Below are 15,168 nucleotides of genomic sequence, written 5' to 3' on the forward strand. Positions count from 1 at the left end.
AGGCGGAAACGGAAAAAGCCGAGTTGGGAGGAAGAACGGGATGAGCGAAAGCGGAAAGCGTGCGGGAGAAGACGGTGTGCGCGGCGGCGGACAAAACGAGCTATCCAACGGCTGCGAAGCCGAACCGGGTAAAGAAACGGATGACGGCGTGAAAAACGCCCGATGCCGGGATAACCCCGAAGCCGCTCCCGGTCTGCTCCGGCGTTTGTTCGGAGCCCGGACCGGAGCCTCGTCCGAAGCCCCGATCGAAGCGGCGGGACAAGAAGAAGCGTCCTCGCGGCGCAGACTGTTTTTTCACGAAGACGATTACGGCATGCTGGAGCTGATTCCGGCCGACCGGCTGCCCTCGGCGGCCGCCGAGCTGGACAAAATCGCGAAGTTTGCGGACGATCATCGCTCGGAAAGCGGGTATACGGATCTGTATGTGCGGCAGGACGATCCCGAAGGACTGAGCCGATTGGAGCTGCGGCTGACGGATATCGAAGCTGCGGTATCGAAATTCGCGGAACCGTTCGATATTGTGACCACCGGCTACGGTTCGGGCTATCGGGTGGAATGTCCGGATATCCAGGCGTTCGGCCCGAACGAAGAAACCGTACTGTTCTGCCAGCATCAGGGTGGCCTTGTTACACGGGCTTGGCTGACGCTGGAGATCGGCGAAGAAGATCAGCGCGACTGGGGACTGCGGATTCTGACGATGCTGGGCCGCCTGGCTCCGCTCGCGCTGGTCGACTGGTTGGCGGACGATTACGCCGATCTGCGCGACGAAGCGTCGATTGTCCGCTACCTGGACGGGCTGCTGGAAAATTAGCGGCTTGTGCCGATCACAGGTACGGTTTCGTCCGGCTGATAACTCGTACCTGACCGGCGTACGAATTCTTCGATGAAATCGCGCCTGAACCATGTGCAGTTCAGCCGGACGAGAAACGAGATTGCGGGGGATGAACATGAGCGAAGCGGAAATGGAGGACAGATTTCGCCGCTTTACGGCGCTGTGCACCGAAGATTATCTGATCCGCTATGCCAATAAGGGCTTGTACAACCGGGCGCTGAAAGATTTGGAAAAAGGTGTGTCGGTCCGGTACGCCTTCGGCGGCGGCGAAGTGCGCTGCCTGCTGAGCGACGGCACCGAATGCGTGCTGACCGACTCGATCGAGCGCTTCGACTGCTCCTGTCCGGCGGACAAGATCTGCAAGCATGTGCTGATTGCGATTCTGGGTTACGGCGGCGCGGGAACGGGCGAAGCTGTAGAAGCGGCAGGGCAGGCAGAGACGGCAGGGGAAGAGCGAGCAGGCGAAGCCGTAGACTTGGAAGACTCCGCTTCTCCCGCGGCCGCTTTGCGGGAGGCGGGCGATGCGGCTGCGTCCGCTCTGCCTGAACAAGGCGCCGCGGCAGGGGCGGAAGCCGAAGCGAAGCCGCGGAAAGCGGGTTCGGATAAGGATCGCGGCTTGGATAAAGCCGCCGCGCGGGGGGAAGATGCCGGCGCGAACGGCAGACCGGATGAGCCCGGTGTGGAAACCGGGAACCGGCCGGCCGCGGACGGCAAGCGAACGCGATCGGATCTGCCCGCCGCTTCTTTTTCTTCTTCGGCGTCCGAAGCGCCCCAGCTGGACTTCGGCTGGCTGCTGGAACGCAGCCTCGGCGAGCTGATCGCGCCGTTTGCCGACGCGCGCGCGGAAGAAGCGGCGTTCCGGCTGCGCTACCGCGAAGAACTTGAGGTTAGCACGGGCTCGCTGCTTGTCGTGCGGATGGTCCGCTCCGGCATCGAAGTCGCGTTTACCGCCGCGCCGGATGTGGGCAAAGCGCTGTGCGCCGTGCCGGGCGCGGAAGGCGAGATGTACAAGCTGGAAGCGCTGCTGCGCTATCGGGCGCAGCGCGGACTGCGCGACGAAGACGCGCTGGCCGGCAAGCTGACGCCGGTCCGCGCATCTTCGGATACGCTGGACGAATTCCGCGGCGCGGTCTCCGCGCTGCTGCACACCGGGCTTGCGAGACTGCCGCGCAGTATCGCGGACCGGTTCGAGCTGCTGGCGGTCTCCGCCCGCAGCGCGGGACTGCCGAACCTCGAACGCGAAGCGCGCGGGATTCGCGGCGAGCTGGAGCTGTTCTTCGCGCGGCATGTACGCTTCTCCGCGCAGGCGCTGACGGGCCGGCTGACCCGCCTGTACCTGATGCTTGAATCGCTGGAACGCGATCCGGGCCCTGCCCGCCGCGCGCAGCTCGCCGGACGCTTCCGCAGCAAATACTATACGGTCCCGCGGCTCGATCTCTACGCGCTGGGCGCGGAGCCGTGGGAAACGCGGTCTGCGTACCGCGGCATCACCTACTATTTCTACTGCGCCGAAGACGGCGGCGTCTATACGTATACGCAGGCCCGGCCGGCGTATTACGAAGGCGCGGACTTCTCGTTCGCGCGCCATTACCGCCAGGGTTCGCCGTGGCGGGCGGACCTGACCATGCAGCGAGCGAGCGTTTCGCTGCTGTCGCTGCGCTCGGTGAAGGTCAGCGCCGACGGGCGGCTGTCTTCGTCGGCCCCGGCTTCGCTTGCGCTGCCGGAGCGCCCGCCGGTCGAAGCGGCGGACTTCGGGGAGCTGCTTGCGCCGGACTTTGCTTCGCTGCCGGCCGGACCGGCCGAACGGAAGCTGTTCGGCGCCCGCCCGCGGCGGCTGCGGCTGATTCGCGCGTCTTCGATCGAGGGATGCGCCTACGACGACGCGGCGCAGGCGCTGAAGCTGACCGCCGCCGATACCAACGGCGAACGTTTGGAACTGCTTCTGCCGTATCACGCCGACTGGCAGACGGCGATCCGGCGGCTGGAAGAAGGCCGCGGCCGGCCGGATGCGGGCGAGTTCTATATCTTCGCCGCCGTCGACGAAGACGGCGTGTACCCCATCAGCTTCCTGCAGGGCGCAGGGCAGCTCAACTTGAAGCTGGATTTGTGAGGGAGCGGCCGGTTTGATTGCGCGGCAGTCCGGCAGTCCGAATATTTGACAGTTTGACAGTTTGGCAGTTTGGCAGTTGGCAGTCGAAGAGGGGACGGTAGGCAGAGCCTGGGCGGCAGGCAGAGCGGCGCTTCCCCCGCTTTGAATAACGTACGGGATTTTCGGAAGCCGATGCGCCAACAAGCGCCGTATAAACCGAATGATGCCTATGTGCATCATTTTTTCCGTCAGCGGCCTCATCGTGCGGGAATGTTGCGATTGTGCATCATTTTCAGCCTTTTTCGGGCAATAGAGCCGAAAAAAAGCGAAATTGATGCACATACGCAACAAAATCGGATATATCGCCCTTTTTCGTCGAATATGATGCGTTATCGCAACATTTTGTTTGTTCTTAGGTCAAGTCCATATTTGGGTGTAAAAACGAGACGGCTTGTCGATCCAGCGGCGAGATCCGAAGATGCGCCTCAAGTGTTGACGCCAGGTCAGCAATTGAGCGAGAAATTCGAGGATCGAACGAAAATGCTGACTAAAAGTACACATTGGGGCGTGAAAATCGCGAAAAACAACGATTTGTTTGTAAAATGTAGACTAAAAGTCAGCATTTTTCCGTCCCTGTTCTTTTTCAGCCCGAAATGCTGACTAAAAGTGCACATTTTCTACGGGGCTTCAAAAGGACTTGCACGGTGGGGCGTAAGAAGAATGCCCGGCTGTGTCTGTCTCTCCTTTTGGGAAAGTGTTTTTACACATCATTATGGACTTAACCATCTGCTGCGCCGACCCAATCCAATCAGAGGTTTACGCTTGACGGCAAGGAACGCGCTTTAGGCGCGATTCCGCCCCGAGACTTCGTACACGGGTCAGGTACGAAATCTCAGTGGGGCGTAACCTTACTTGTATCTGCGTCAATGTACTACAGTTTGCGGTAAAAGACGGTCCTTCCGCTTTGCGGTTTGCGGGACAATCTTTCGCACTGCACGGAAGGCGGATAAAGCTTGCTTTGAAAGGAGGAAGTCTTATGAACGAAATCGGCAGGCTGACCGGCCGGATCGAAGACTGGACCGAAGAACTGCTGCTGCGCGGAGCATCCCAATTTACGCATGAAGACGCGGCGCGTCTGGAGCGATGGGCCGGCGAAGCGGAGCGGCTCGGCATGGAACTTCTGGAGCGTCTTCTCCGGCGGCTGTCCCGGACCGGCGCGCGCAGTCTGCTGGACGCGGAAGAGAAAACGGAAGAACTGACCGGTTTGTTTTTTCGCCTGTGCGCTTACCTGGAATTGGCGGGCGGCGGCGATTCCCGCGAAGAAGGCTTCGGTCGCGGCGACGAGGAAGAACGCGAAGACGGGATCGCGGACGCGCAGCGCGGTTGAGTGCTCGATTTGCAGTTTTTAAGTACAGCCTTCGAAGGTAAACTAAACTGCCGTGAAGCGGCAGGGCGCGGGCTGCGAAAAATCGTCGCGAAGCATACAGACGGCAGCGCGATAAGGAAAGCTGTAGGAAGCTTGGAAATCCGGTTCTGTTTTTGTGTATCCAGGCGGAGACGCGCGGCGGAGCAGATTTGAATAATGAAGTTGAAAAGGCTTCGGTTCCGGTTTTGCCGGAAAGCCCAAGCCTTTTTGTGCGGGCGTTGTTTGTTTGACGGTTATTTGTATAGCGATGAGAGGCTGCTTCCGAATTCAGGGCGTGTCTTCAAACCTCGATGGAAGCAGATTTGAAGACGCGCTCTAGGACGGCTGCCGGGATTTCCGTTTCCCGGACAGTGTGGAATCGGGAGCGCTAACCGAGGCCGGACTCGCGGGCAGGAACGATCGGTCACCGCGACGGGCTGGGGATGGCGGTTTGTTTACTTCACTTTCGTCCAGGTGCCGCCCGTAAACATAAAGCCTTTGTCGGTCGATTTGACTTCGACGGTTACGGGAGCGGAGGCGGAAACGGACGCGCTGCGAATCACATCCGAAGCTTCGCCGCCGAAGCCCGACAAAGCGGCCCAACCGGAAGATCCTTTGGCCGCGCGGTAGCTGCCGGGGGCGATATCGGCGCCGACGATATACGTGCCGGGGCCGAACTCCGATTTGAGCGTCGTTTTGCTGCCGGCCGCAGGAAACCAGCTTCCCGTGCCGCGCGTGACGAAGCCCGCGTCCGAAGCTTTGATCTCGACGATCGCCTGCCCGGTCGGTCTGCCGCTTGCGATCCGGTCGTGCAGCGCGCCGGACAGCCCGGATGTCCGTTCCCAATAATCGATCTGCCCGACCGAGCGATAAAGTCCCGGCCGCGCATGTTTGCCGACCAGATAATACCCGCTGCCCGGCAGTTTGCCGTCCCGGCTGGTCTCGGCCGCGCCGTCCGGCCCGTCCCACACCGGAGCGGCCGGATTCCCCGCCGGCCGCCGCTGCTCGGAGGCGGAACTTTTGGACGCGTCCGGTTCGCCGGGGCGCTGCTGTTCGGAGCCGGAGCTGCTGGGCTCCGGCTTTTGGGCTTCGCCGCCCGAATCGGGGCGGCTGCTTTCTTGAGCCGCGGACTTGTCGCGGCTCCCGGTCTGGCTGTCCGGCGAAGAAACCTCGCCGGGGCGCTGCTGTTCGGAGCCGGAGCTGCTGGGCTCCGGCTGTTGCACTTCGCCGCCCGAATCGGGGCGGCTGCTTTCTTGAGCCGCGGACTTGTCGCGGCTCCCGGTTTGGCTGTCCGGCGAAGAATTCTCGCCGGGGCGCTGCTGCTCCCGGGCCGCGGCCGGTACGTCGCGGCCGGGCTCTTCGTTCGCCGCGCCGCTGTCCGCCGGCGCGGTCGGCCGCGGCTGCTCGGCAGCCGCGCTGCCGTCCGACGCGGATGGACGGCGTTGTTCGGAAAGCGCGGAAGTTCCGCCCGCGCTTTCCGAAACGGTTCCTGCTGCCGGCGAGCAGGCCGCCAGCAGCACGGCAAGAGACAGCGGCAGCAGCGCCGCCGCTGCGCGCTGCGCGCGCGTCCGCCCTGCTGCCGGCCGCGAGCTTCGTTCCGAAGCTCGCGCCCTGGCTGCCGCTGCTCGCGCGCCAGGATCCGAAGCCGCCGATTGAGCGGCTTCGGACTCCGCCTCCGGCCGATCCGCCGGAGCCGAGCCCCGGCGATCTCTATCGCAAGAATGCTTTGCGGCAATTTTCTGCGCCCGATGCTCTATTTTCGTACGGCTGTGTCTCATACCGTGAACCTCCTATAGGCTGTCAACCTGTTCCTCTGCCAGAATTGAACCTTGTCGTACAATCCCCAATACTCCTTCTCTGCAACAAAGGTTTCTTTTCAACGTAAACGACCGCTTCCAACACGACCAATATACGATCTGCATTTCATGTACAATCTGCATTTATTGTAACAGAAACGCTCCACGTGGCGTACGAGACAGGCCGCCGTCCCCGCGAACAAATCCGGCGCCGAATGGAATTTCCTCATAACCGCAGCCCAACCCGCGGCTTTCTTCGCTCGGGTTTATTCGCTTGGATAACGACCGGCGACCTCGAACACAAAGTAAAAAACACGCGCCGATCGAATATCGGCACGCGCTCATTGCATAGCATTTGTGAATGTTCTAAATCCCCGAGTCGGTTCAACTCAGTTGAAATTGTTCCGCGATGGAAGCCATGAATGTTTCGTCGGAATGGTTTTGACGCTGCGTCAGCGCGAATCGCGCATCTTCTCCGGCAATATAGCGCAGTGCGGCGGTATTGTCGGTCGCTGCCTCATAAATAATCTCGGCGAGCTCCGTAGGGGTCGAAAGGTCGCCTTGAAGATTCTCCATTTGTTTATTCAATACGGCCTGGAACTGCTCCTGGTAAGCCGATCCCAAACGGTCGTCGGCCAGCACTTCGATCGAGCGTCCCGAGAAATCCGTCGCCACATAGCCCGGTTCGATTATTTTGACACGGATATTATGGGCGGACAATTCATAGTGAAGAGATTCCGAAAATCCTTCGACAGCCCATTTTGCGGCTGCATATAACGAGAAAAACGGAAATCCGATTTTTCCGAGCATGGACGACACGTTGATGATCGTTCCTGCGCCTTGTTTTCTAAAATGGGGAAGAAGCGCTTTAGTAACATTCATGACTCCGAACACGTTAACTCCGAATTGTCTTTGAACCTGCTGTTCGGAAGCCGCTTCGAAGATACCGAAAGCCCCGTAGCCGGCGTTATTCAACAGAACGTCGATTCGGCCGAACCGTCCGATGCCTTCGTCGACCGCGGACGCAATCGTTTTTTCATTTTCCACATCCAAGCGGACCACCAAGATATTTTCCCGGTTGATCAATTCGGTTTCTTCTTCCGGGGCGCGCATCGTGGCGATCACGTTCCATCCTTTTGCCGCAAAATAACTGGCTGTCGCTTTGCCGATACCCGAAGACGCGCCTGTAATCAAGATTGTATTCATTAGGTTTTCCCCCCTTTGGTCGATTGATGAACAAGCCCATATTAGCATACTATTTAAACCAAGTAAACCAAATGAACTATAATAGTATTTTTATTATATAAAGTTTTTGAGGTGTTTTTTTAAACAGAGATAAACTTCTTTCGTGCTATAATGAAAAGATTGGAGAAAGCGAGGTTTTTTTATGAAAAGAACGCCGGGGTCCGAACAATATATCGAGAAAATCAAACCCGTTATGAGAAAAATGAAATTTAGCGATCTTACTATCGATGCGGTAGCGAAATATATGGATATCAGCAAAGCAACTTTATATAAACACTTTTCTTCGAAAGACGAAATTGCGGTGCTGGTTATCAACGATTACATCGATTATTTGGAAAGCGGCGATGTTTTTGTCCGGGACGACACCGTTTCTTATTCCGAACGGTTCCGGAAAATATTCGAGCAGTCTTTAAAATGCGTGATCTACGCTTCCGATGTGCTGCTTGCCGATTTGAAGGAGACTTCGCCGGACCTGTACGATGCTCTGATGCAGGCCGAGTATAGCAGAAATAAAAGCATGGAAGTTTTTTTGCAAAAAGGGATGGACGACGGGGTATTCAATCGTTTGAACGCCGCTTTGTTTATGGTGCAGGACGATGCGGTGATCCGCCGGATCCTCGATCCCAAATTCTCGATCACCTACGATTTGACGCTGAAGCAGGCTTTGATGGATTATTACCGTATGAAGAAATATCAGCTGATTGCGCCTGCTCACATCGAATCGGAGCCCAAAGACGAAAACGCTCTGGAAAAAAGAATCATGGAGATTTTGCAGATCCTGTTCTGATAAGGGAACTCTCGGGCTTTTCGGCTCGGTGTCGCTACCGCAGCTTCCGATTCTAACGGAACGCAGAAACGCCAGCAGCCGATTTGAAGCGGTTTTCAAATCCTGACGGAACCCGGCAGCATTAGTACGCGAAACGAAACGTTTTGGCTGCCGAATTGGGACAACTAAGCGCTTCTGGTTCCGGTAGAAATCCAAATGCGCCCAAAAAGCGAATAAAGGCGCCTCGTTCCGTTAGAGCATGTCTTCAAACCTACTGAAGTGCATCTTTAGCTGCCTTTTCGCCCGCTAATGAACCGGTACCTAAAGCGTGTACGCTTCATTCAACGTCTGCGTCACGTTCCCTTGACGTGCCCCGGCACACCTTCGGAAAAATTCCTTGATGAGAACGAAAATTCAACCCAATCTGCTTCCTTCGAGGTTTGAAGACACGCCCTAGCGGGCGTGGCAGGGTGTCGAGAAAGCCGGGGTAGGGTTCCAAACAGAAAATAGCGGCATACGTACACTTATTTGGGACGAAACGCCTCCGTTTCTTCAAATAGCGACGCAGGTGCAACTATTCGGGGGCCAAAGGCCGAATCGAAGCGAAAAAACTCGAAATAGATGTATCAGCGCCATTATTTCCTCGAAAACGTAAGATTAAGCCGGAATAAGGGGCTATACACAGCTATTTTAGATCCGTCCTGCCGCTCGCTTTATTTCTTCAACTTCTTCCCCGAACTTTTCTTCCAATCGAACACCCCTATCAGGTTTGCATCAAATCGTTGCTCGACAATCTGACACGCCCTAGCGGGCGTGGAGTTTTTTGGCATCCGGCTGCATCCGCCCGTATCTCTTTAAAATATCTAAAATTTTATACAATATTGACCAAGTTGTGAAAACAAACGAAAAAGGCGGGACCGGATTTGACCCCAAGCATTGAAGGAAATCGCGCGCAGGCGTATAATGAAGGCATCTAAGATTTAGGTATTCAAAAAAATGGGTATTTTGCAGACGCGGAATCGGAGCTTCTTTCCGGCGGCATGCGAGATCACTTGCAAAGTACGCGTAAGGAGTCGAATCGTGCAATGAAGGGCAAGATGATGAAAAAAGGGGACCTCATCCTGATCGGGATCGTAGTAATCGTGGCGCTGGCGTTTATTGTGCCGAGGTGGTTTTCAGACAACTCAAGTGAAAAAAATCACAACGAAAACCGGATCGTATACATCGAAGTGGACGGCAAGCCGTACAAAGAGCTGCCGCTGACCGAGGAAGAACAGCTGTTTACGATCACGACCGACAAAGGCTTCAACCAGATCAAGATTCATAATAACGGAGTGGAAATGATCGACGCGGACTGCCCGGACAAACTGTGCCTGGGCTTCGGATTCGTGACCCGGCCGGGCCAGCAGATCGTGTGCCTGCCGCACCGGGTGTCGGTGTTTATCGGAGTCGATTCGGGAGAGGAGAATGAGATCGATGACGTCGTTGGCTGAAGAATCCCTGCTGCTCAAGAAAACGGTGATCCTGGCGATATTCTCGGCCGCGGCGGTCGTGCTGAGCGTGGTGGAGGCGATGATTCCGCTGGGAACTTTGATGGTGCCGGGCGCGAAGCTGGGTCTGGCGAATATCATGATCCTGACGTGTTTGTATTTCCTCGACGGCAAAGACACGTTTCTGCTGGTCGTGCTCAAAACGCTGCTCACGGCGATGATACTGGGCACGTTCTCGATGCTGCTGTTCAGTTTGTTCGGAGCGATGCTCAGTTTCGTCGTCATGTTCGGCCTGATGAAGATCAGCCGCAGAAAGCTCAGCCTGATCGGGATCAGCGTCGCCGGCGGGATTGCGCACAATATCGGGCAGCTCGCGGCGGCGGCGATCGTGATCGACTCGTCGAGTATCTTCTATTATCTGCCGATGCTGATGATTATGGGCGTGGCGACCGGCGTCGTGGTGGGCATCGCGGTCCGCTACCTGATCAACTCGCTGTCCAACATGAAGATGTTCGCGCCGTTCGCCAAAGAAGTCTGAATCGGCAGAACTGCGCAAACGCATAGCGAAAAAGAAAACCGGTACCTTCAGCGTTGACAGGGTATTGCGAAAAGTTCGGCTGCCGCACATCTCGCAAGCGGTCCGGAAGGAAAGACAAGGGGGACGCCAGATGGTACGGGAGAGCGCGGCTGCGGCCGAACTTAAGGGAATACGGTTTGCTTATGAAAAAGATGAAGTCGTACTGCAAGGCGTCGATCTGCGCGTCGAAAACGGCGAGTGGATCGCGATCGTCGGCGCCAGCGGCTGCGGCAAGTCCACGCTGGTCCGGCTGCTGAACGCGCTGCTGCGGCCGCAGGGCGGCACGGTCGAAGTGTTCGGCGAGGAACTGGCCGAGAGCAATGCGCCGCTGGTGCGCTCCCGGATCGGGATGGTATTCCAGAATCCGGACAACCAGTTTATCGGGGAAACGGTGGAGGAAGATATCGCGTTCGGGCTGGAAGGATTGTGCCTGGAACGGGCCGAGATGGAGCGCCGCATCCGCGTGTACGCCCGCAAGCTGAACGTGGAGCCGCTGCTCCGGCGCCATCCGAGCGAGCTGTCCGGCGGCCAGAAGCAGCGCTGCGCGATCGCGTCCTGCCTGGCGATGGAGCCGGAGATCGTCGTGTTCGACGAAGCGACGTCGATGCAGGACGAGAATTCGCGCCGCGAAATGCTGAATATTATGGCGGATATGCAGGCGCGGGGCGGCTATACGATCTTTTCGGTCACGCACGACGCGGACGAGATGCTGGCGGCGGACCGGATTGTCGCGCTGAAAGACGGCACGGTCCGCGCGGACCGGTCTCCGGGCGATTTTTTTGCGGACGAGGAGCTGCTGCGGGACTGCGGGATCGAGATGCCGTTTCGGCTGCGGCTGGAGCGGGAACTCGGCCGGCGCGGGCTGATAGAGGCCGAGGCGGGTCGGCCGGCAAGCGGTTCCGGTTCCGTCTCGGCGGAGCAAACGGGCGATGCGGGCGAGAAAAATACGCACGCGGAAAAAGCGGACGAAGGAGGCGGGCGGCATGTCTGAGCGGGAAACGGTCATCGAACTGAAAAATGTCGACTATACGTATCAGGCAGGCAGCCCGTTCGCCGCGGCGGCGCTGCACGATGTGAATATCCGCGTCCGCCGGGGAACGCTCGTCGGTATCGCCGGGGGAACCGGTTCCGGCAAATCGACACTGCTGCAGCTGGTCAACGGACTGCTGCTGCCGACGGGCGGCTCGGTCTCGGTTCTGGACCACGTGCTGACGCCGGGCATGAAAAAGCCCAGGCTGAACAGCCTGCGCCGCCGGGTCGGGCTCAGTTTCCAGTTTCCCGAGCAGCATTTGTTCGAGGATACGGTCGAAAAAGACCTGATGTTCGGGCCGCTGAACTTCGGCATGCCGCGCGAGGAAGCGCAGAACCGGGCGGCCGAAGCGCTGCGCGCCATGCGGCTGGACGAAGCTCTGCTGAAGCGCCATCCGCTGACGCTCAGCGGCGGCCAGATGCGCAAAGCGGCTATCGCTTCGGTGCTGGCGGCGGGACCGGAGATTGTGATGCTCGACGAGCCGACGGCGACGCTCGATTCCGCCGCGCGCCGCGAGCTGATCTCGCTGCTTGAGCGGCTGTGCCGCGAGGAAGGGCGCACGATCCTGATGGTGACGCACCGCGTCGAGGAGCTGCTCCATGCGGCGGACGAATGGATCGTCATGCACGAAGGGCGCGCCGTGTTCCAGGGCGGCCCGGACGAACTGGCCGGCCGCGCCGGCGAGCTCGGCGGCTGGGGCGTCGCCGTGCCCGAGCAGCTGCGCTGCTGGCGGGAATGGACGTCCCGCCTGCCGCAGCTCTCCTCGCTGCCGATGCCGCGCACGGCGGAGGAAATGGCCGGCGCGATCGAGCGCGCGGTCCGCGGCGCGGGCGGTTCGGGCGGCGGCCCCGAACGGGAGGAGAACTTATGCGCGACAAACTGATTCTCGGCCGCATGATCCCGACGGGCTCGCGCGTGCACGAGCTGGACCCCCGGGCCAAGATTACGGCGATGCTGCTGTTCGCGGCGGCGCTGATCCTGTCGGGCGGCTGGGCGGAGCTGGCCGTGCTGGCGGTATTCTCGGTCATCGTGCTGACCGCGACGAAGATTCCGCTGCGGACTTACCTGCGGGCGCTGCGTCCGCTGCGCTGGCTGATGCTGTTCGTGTTCTTGTTCCAGCTTTTCGCGGGCGCTGGGGCCGGGGCGGCCGCGGATAGCGCGGCATGGACGCTGGGGCCGGTTACGCTGACGGCCGCCGGATTGTCCGGCGCGCTGCTGGCGGTCAGCCGGATGGCGCTGCTGATCGTATTCACGGCGATGCTGACGTTTACGACGACGCCGTCCATGCTCAGCCGCGGCATCGAAGGCATGATCAAGCCGCTGTCGCGCAAAGGAAGCACGGGGGCGGAGCGCTTTTCGCTCATGATGCGCCTGGCGCTGCGCTTTATCCCGGCTCTGTTGGAAGAATCGCAGACCATCCTCAAAGCGCAGGCCGCGCGCGGCGCGGACTACGAAGAGATGAAGATCAAAGAAAAAGCGCGGCTGCTGATGTCGCTGCTCGTTCCGGTCACGGTCGGCGCGTTCCGCCGGGCGGAAGAGCTGACCACGTCGCTCGAAGCGCGCGGCTACCGGATCGGAGCGCCGAGAACGTCGTACCGCCGGCTTTCCTGGAGCGGGGCGGACACCTTTTTCACGCTGCTGTTCGTGCTGCTGCTGGCGGGTACGCTGACGATGCGCCTGATGCTGTAAAGCGGCGTCCGGGCACGGTTTACAGCATTTTTTTCTGATATGGAATTTGCGGGGGCCCCGCGCGGGCTGCCCGGTATCTAAGAATGTGAAATCAAGAACGAAGCGATTGGAAGCAGGATGTAGGGCGGGAGTTTGTTCAACCACAGCGAAGGGGGAAGTACAGATGGCACGGTATTTTCAGGGAAGAGAAGTGGAGCTGCTCGCTCCGGCGGGGACGTTCGATATTTTTGAAACGGTGATTCGCTCCAACTGCGACGCGGTTTATTTCGGAGGACCGGGACTCAATATGCGCATGATGCGCAAAGGCTACAATTTCACCCGCGAGGATATTATCGAAGCGGTGAACGTCGCGCACGGTCTCGGCAAAAAAGCTTACGTCACCGTCAACAATATGCTGAGCGAAACGGACGTGGCGGAAGCGGGCGAGTATCTGGCGTTCCTGGACCGCTCCGGCGTCGACGCCATTATCGTGCAGGATCTGGCCGTGCCGTCGCTGCTGAGAGAACAGGGTCTTGCGCTGCCGGTGCACGCTTCCGTTATGCTGAACGTACATAACGTGGAAATGGTGCGGGCGCTCCAGGAATTCGGCGTGACCCGGGTCGTGACCTCGCGCGAAATGGATCTCAAAACGGCGCGCGTCATCGAGGAGCAGACGGGGATCGAGATCGAATATTTCGTCCACGGCGATATGTGCTCGGTGCACGGCGCCAACTGCTACATCAGCTCGCAGCTGTTCGGCATGAGCAGCAACCGGGGCAAATGCCTGAAGCCGTGCCGCTGGGATTACCGCATGAAAAAAGACGGTTACGTCTACAGCACGCCTTATCCGCTGGCCGCCAAAGACATGAACATGTACGAATACCTGCCGGAACTGATCGACGCGCACGTCACTTCGTTCAAGATCGAAGGCCGGATGCGCGACAAAGAATTCATGGCTTCGCTGGTGGACAGCTACGGCGACGCGATCGACCGCTATCTGGAAGACCCGCTGGCGTTTAACCGCACCCGGAATAGTGAAGAACTTCACAAGAATCGCAAACGCGATTTCTCCACCGCTTACGCTTTCGGCAAACCGGGACTGTCGAACATCAACTTCCGCTACGAAGGCACCGGCAAATTCTACAGCACGGGCAAAGTGTTCAGCACGCCGACGGCGGAGCGGGAAACGAGCGAAGCTGCGGTCAACGCGGTGCGCAGCATGCTGCGGGAAACGGCCGAAGCGAAAGCTTCCGCCGGCGAGGCGCAGACCTCTTCGCTTACCGCGCGCAAAACGGCTTCGCCGAAGCTCACGGTGCGAGTCAACAATATGGCGCAGGCCAGAGCGGCGCTGCAAACAGGCGTGGACGAGCTGTTCCTGTCGGGCGACGTGCTGCTGCCGGACCGCGCGTTCGGACGCCGCGATATCGACGAACTGGCCGAGATCAAAGGCGGCGCCCGCCTGGTCCTCGCCACGCCGCGCATGATGGACGAGATTCATTTCGAGCAGTACGATGCGTTCCTGTCCGCGGGCGTTCCCGGTCTGGACGGGCTGCTGGTGACGAATATCGGCGCGGTGCGGCGTTTCAAGAAATTCGGGCTGCCGCTGATCGGCGACCTGTCGCTGAACCTGTACAACCACATGGCGGAAAATATGTACCGCGAGCTCGGCGTCGAGCGGCTGACGGCTTCGATCGAAGCGAATCTGCCGGACCTGTCCGCGCTGCTGCGCGAAACGAAAGGCGAGCTGGAACTGACCGTGCACGGCACGCCGGTAGTCATGTACATGGAGCACGATCTGTACGAGAACACCGAAGTGTACGAATCGATCGGCGAAGAAAACAACCAATACGTCCCGAGCGACGTGCTCGTGCTGATGACCGACAAAGGCGAAAGCCCGGTCTACAAAGACGTATACGGACGCTGCCATCTGACGACCTCCAAAGAAATCTGCCTGCTGCCGGTCGTCGGCGAACTGGCCGGCGCAGGAATCACGCACTTCCGCGTCGAAGGTTCCACCTATACGCCGGAACGTCTGGCGCAGCTGCTGAGCGTGTACCGTTCGGCGCTGAACGAGCCGGAGCGCGCCGGCGAACTGGCCGCCGCGCTGGAACCGTCGTTCGCCGGCTTTACGCTCGGCGCGCTGTCGTTCCGCCGCGCCGACAAGAGCACGCCGGCCAACCTGCCGTCCGCGGTGGAAGCGGCGGAGCCGGAGCTTCAGGAAACGAAAGGGTGATCGACATGAACACAGGCAATGGGCAAACTTCGGAGTC

The 15,168-nt window shown here is 59.2% G+C and carries 13 protein-coding genes; 11 read left to right on the forward strand and 2 right to left on the reverse strand.

The window, feature by feature from the left end:
- Positions 1-40 precede the first annotated feature (40 nt).
- The 4 genes from QWJ34_RS16760 (at position 41) to QWJ34_RS16775 (ending at position 4,308) form a co-directional block, all read left to right on the forward strand.
- Complete coding sequence (locus QWJ34_RS16760; RefSeq protein WP_302729577.1) at positions 41-811, forward strand: hypothetical protein; 771 nt, start codon at positions 41-43, stop codon at positions 809-811.
- 136 nt (positions 812-947) lie between these two features.
- Positions 948-2,942, forward strand: a complete 1,995-nt coding sequence (locus tag QWJ34_RS16765; protein ID WP_302729579.1) for a hypothetical protein — start codon at positions 948-950, stop codon at positions 2,940-2,942.
- Positions 2,943-3,083: 141 nt separating this feature from the next.
- On the forward strand, positions 3,084-3,581 hold the full coding sequence (locus QWJ34_RS16770; protein ID WP_302729580.1) for a hypothetical protein: 498 nt from the start codon (positions 3,084-3,086) through the stop codon (positions 3,579-3,581).
- 376 nt (positions 3,582-3,957) lie between these two features.
- Entirely contained in the window at positions 3,958-4,308 is a 351-nt protein-coding gene (locus QWJ34_RS16775; RefSeq protein WP_302729581.1) for a hypothetical protein, read from the forward strand.
- A 473-nt stretch (positions 4,309-4,781) separates the two neighbouring features.
- Here the strand turns inward: QWJ34_RS16775 and QWJ34_RS16780 are convergent, their stop codons facing one another.
- Complete coding sequence (locus QWJ34_RS16780; protein WP_302729582.1) at positions 4,782-6,104, reverse strand: Rv1352/Rv1906c domain-containing protein; 1,323 nt, start codon at positions 6,102-6,104, stop codon at positions 4,782-4,784.
- Positions 6,105-6,506: 402 nt separating this feature from the next.
- Positions 6,507-7,376 (reverse strand): SDR family NAD(P)-dependent oxidoreductase, encoded by an 870-nt coding sequence (locus QWJ34_RS16785; RefSeq protein WP_368046749.1) that lies wholly within the window; start codon positions 7,374-7,376, stop codon positions 6,507-6,509.
- A gap of 133 nt (positions 7,377-7,509) precedes the next feature.
- Between QWJ34_RS16785 and QWJ34_RS16790 the strand changes: the two genes are divergently transcribed.
- The 7 genes from QWJ34_RS16790 to QWJ34_RS16820 all read left to right on the forward strand — a co-directional run bounded on the left by QWJ34_RS16790 (position 7,510) and on the right by QWJ34_RS16820 (position 15,131).
- Positions 7,510-8,154: a TetR/AcrR family transcriptional regulator gene (locus tag QWJ34_RS16790; RefSeq protein ID WP_302729583.1), complete on the forward strand. Its 645-nt coding sequence runs from the start codon at positions 7,510-7,512 to the stop codon at positions 8,152-8,154.
- Positions 8,155-9,218: 1,064 nt separating this feature from the next.
- Positions 9,219-9,626 carry a NusG domain II-containing protein gene (locus QWJ34_RS16795; RefSeq protein ID WP_483314282.1) on the forward strand — a complete coding sequence of 136 codons (408 nt, stop codon included), beginning with the start codon at positions 9,219-9,221 and terminating at the stop codon, positions 9,624-9,626.
- Positions 9,610-10,161, forward strand: coding sequence for a Gx transporter family protein (locus tag QWJ34_RS16800; RefSeq protein WP_302729584.1), 552 nt, complete (start codon positions 9,610-9,612; stop codon positions 10,159-10,161). The genes QWJ34_RS16795 and QWJ34_RS16800 overlap by 17 nt, the downstream gene beginning before the upstream one ends.
- Before the next feature lie 130 nt (positions 10,162-10,291).
- Complete coding sequence (locus tag QWJ34_RS16805; RefSeq protein WP_302729586.1) at positions 10,292-11,191, forward strand: ATP-binding cassette domain-containing protein; 900 nt, start codon at positions 10,292-10,294, stop codon at positions 11,189-11,191.
- Positions 11,184-12,113, forward strand: a complete 930-nt coding sequence (locus QWJ34_RS16810; protein ID WP_302729588.1) for an ATP-binding cassette domain-containing protein — start codon at positions 11,184-11,186, stop codon at positions 12,111-12,113. Before QWJ34_RS16805 ends, QWJ34_RS16810 begins: the two co-directional genes overlap by 8 nt.
- A complete protein-coding gene (locus QWJ34_RS16815) occupies positions 12,098-12,919 on the forward strand; it encodes an energy-coupling factor transporter transmembrane component T family protein (protein ID WP_302729590.1) in 822 nt (273 codons plus the stop codon). The genes QWJ34_RS16810 and QWJ34_RS16815 overlap by 16 nt, the downstream gene beginning before the upstream one ends.
- A 163-nt stretch (positions 12,920-13,082) precedes the next feature.
- Positions 13,083-15,131, forward strand: coding sequence for a peptidase U32 family protein (locus QWJ34_RS16820; RefSeq protein WP_302729591.1), 2,049 nt, complete (start codon positions 13,083-13,085; stop codon positions 15,129-15,131).
- Positions 15,132-15,168 lie beyond the last annotated feature (37 nt).

This window comes from Saccharibacillus sp. CPCC 101409, assembly GCF_030518235.1.
Classification (GTDB): Bacteria; Bacillota; Bacilli; order Paenibacillales; family Paenibacillaceae; genus Saccharibacillus.